This is a genomic window from Mesorhizobium sp. M7A.F.Ca.CA.004.04.2.1 (genome assembly GCF_004022825.1).
Lineage (GTDB): Bacteria > Pseudomonadota > Alphaproteobacteria > Rhizobiales > Rhizobiaceae > Mesorhizobium.
On the sequence record NZ_RZPH01000875.1, the window covers coordinates 1 to 2,603 of the forward strand.

At 62.9% G+C, this 2,603-nt stretch carries 2 protein-coding genes; both read right to left on the reverse strand.

Annotated elements, in window-relative coordinates:
- Positions 1-130 precede the first annotated feature (130 nt).
- Complete coding sequence (locus tag EN893_RS28505; protein WP_128361967.1) at positions 131-1,492, reverse strand: sigma-54 dependent transcriptional regulator; 1,362 nt, start codon at positions 1,490-1,492, stop codon at positions 131-133.
- On the reverse strand, positions 1,482-2,603 hold a 1,122-nt coding region (locus EN893_RS28510; protein WP_164901189.1), incomplete at its 5' end, for a PAS domain-containing sensor histidine kinase. The genes EN893_RS28510 and EN893_RS28505, both read right to left, overlap by 11 nt.

The window sequence follows — 2,603 nt, forward strand, 5'->3', positions numbered from 1 at the left end:
CGTGACATAGCGCCCGTTGACATAGGCAATGCGCGGCATGGGCAACCTCTAAGAAATTCTGGGGCTTTCTTATGCGATTCCACCGCGGCCGTAACCGGCAAATGCTTGGCCCAGGCGCGGCTAACCCGCGTCAGACGCCCAGCGACTTCAGCTTGCGGTGCAGCGCGGAGCGCTCCATGCCGATGAACTCGGCGGTCTTCGAGATGTTGCCGCCGAACCGGTTGATCTGGGCGATCAGGTAGTCCTTCTCGAACTGCTCACGCGCTTCGCGCAGCGGCAGCGCCATGATGTGCTGGTCGGATTGATTCGGCGTGCGCGGCATGACATCTCCGATCTCGGCCGGCAACAGATCGGCGGTGATCGGCGCATCGACGTCGTCGCCGCGCGCAAGGATCATCAGGCGCTCGACATTGTTGCGCAGCTGGCGAACGTTGCCCGGCCAGTTGTGCGCCTGCAGCACGGCCAGCGCGGCGTCGCCGATGCGGCGCGGCTTGATGCCGGCCTGGCGGGCGATCTGCTTCATGAAATTGTCGACGAGGTAGGGAATATCCTCGCGCCGCTCGGCCAATCCCGGCACGATGACCGGAACCACCGCGAGGCGATGGTAAAGATCCTCGCGGAAACGCCCGTCGGCAATCATCGCTTCGAGGTTCTGCGAGGTCGAGGAGATGATGCGGACATCGACCTTGACCCGCTTGGTTCCCCCTACCCGCTCGAACTGCTGCTCGACCAGCACGCGCAGGATCTTGTTTTGCGTCTCGCGCGGCATGTCGGCCACCTCGTCGATGTAGAGGATACCGCGATGGGCCTCCTCCAGCGCGCCGACCTTGCGCTCGACGCCATTCGATTCGGTGCCGAACAGCTCGATCTCCATGCGCTCGGGCGTGATGTTGGCGGCGCTCAGCGTCACGAAAGGTGCGCTCTTGCGCGCCGACAGCGTGTGGATGGCGCGCGCGGCCAATTCCTTGCCCGAGCCAGACGGTCCGATGATCATCACGCGGCTGTTGGTCGGCGCGACGCGTTCGATGGTCTGGCGCAACTGGCTCATCGCCGACGACATGCCGATCAGATCGAAGGTTTCGCCGCTGCGCAGCTTGAGGTCGGAAACCTCGCGCCGCAATTTCGAGGTCTCGAGCGCACGCTCGGCAATAAGGATCAGCCTGTCGGCCTTGAACGGTTTTTCGATGAAGTCATAGGCGCCGCGACGGATGGCGGAGACCGCCGTTTCGATGTTGCCGTGGCCGGAAATCATCACCACCGGCAAGGTCGGATGCATGGTCTTGATCTCGTCGAGCAGCGCCAGCCCGTCCAGGCGCGAGCCCTGCAGCCAGATATCGAGGAAAATCAGCCGCGGCGCGCGATCAGCTATAGCAGCGAGCGCGCTGTCAGCATCGAATGCCGTGCGGGTTTCGTGACCTTCGTCGCTCAGTATGCCCGCGACGAGTTCACGGATGTCTTCCTCGTCATCGACGATGAGAATATCAGACGCCATTACCGACCTTTTCAGTTTCTCTTTCGTTTTCCGCCCTGCTTTCGCTGCGCGGAGCCGTTGCGGCCGCAGGCGGCAGGATGATGCTGATCATCGCGCCGCGCCCATCGTGGAAGTCCGCTGGAGCATCGTGTAGTTCCAGCCTGCCGCCATGGTCCTCCACGATCTTCTTGACGATAGCGAGGCCAAGTCCGGTGCCCTTCTCGCGTGTGGTCATGTAGGGCTCGAGCAGCCGTTGGCGATTCTCGCGCGGCAGGCCTTTGCCATTGTCGATGACGTCGATTCGAATCGCACCATTCTGGCGCCCGGCTTGAATCCGGATTATGCCGTGCGAACCGTCCTTCTGTTCCAATCCGTCGATCGCCTCGGCCGCGTTCTTGATCACATTGCCGAAGGCCTGCGCCATCAGGCGGCTGTCGAAAGTGCCCTTGAGCGGCTCCGTGCCGAATATCCGCTCGAAAGTGATGTCGGCGCGGCTGACCTCGACCAGGAACGAGGCCTCACGCAGCGATTCGCGCAGATCTATCGCCTTCATCTCAGGCTTTGGCATGCGCGCGAACGCCGAGAATTCGTCCACCATACGGCCGATATCCTCAACCTGACGGATGATGGTGTCGGTGCATTGGTCGAAAACCTCGCGGTCCTCGGTAATCACCTTGCCGTAACGGCGCTTGATGCGTTCGGCCGAGAGCTGGATCGGCGTCAGCGGGTTCTTGATCTCGTGGGCGATACGCCGCGCCACATCCGCCCAGGCCGACGAGCGCTGCGCCTGAACCAGGTCGGTGATGTCGTCGACCGTCACGACATAGGATTTTTCCTCCGAGCCGTCGTCGCCGGCCTCGATGGTGATCTGCACGTTGAAGGTCCGCTCGGCACCGGCGCGGTAAAAGGTCACCTGCTCGCGATAGACGGGTTTGCCGGACTTGCGACCGATCTCGAAGACGCGGCCGACATGCGGCAGTACGGCGGAAAGATTCTGCCCAAGGGCTGCGCTGGCCGAAATCGCCAGCATCGCCTCGGCCGAGCGGTTGACGATGGTGACGATGCCGTAGGGATCGACGCCGATGACGCCGGCGGTAACGCCGGCAAGCACGGCTTCGGAGAAGCGGCGCCG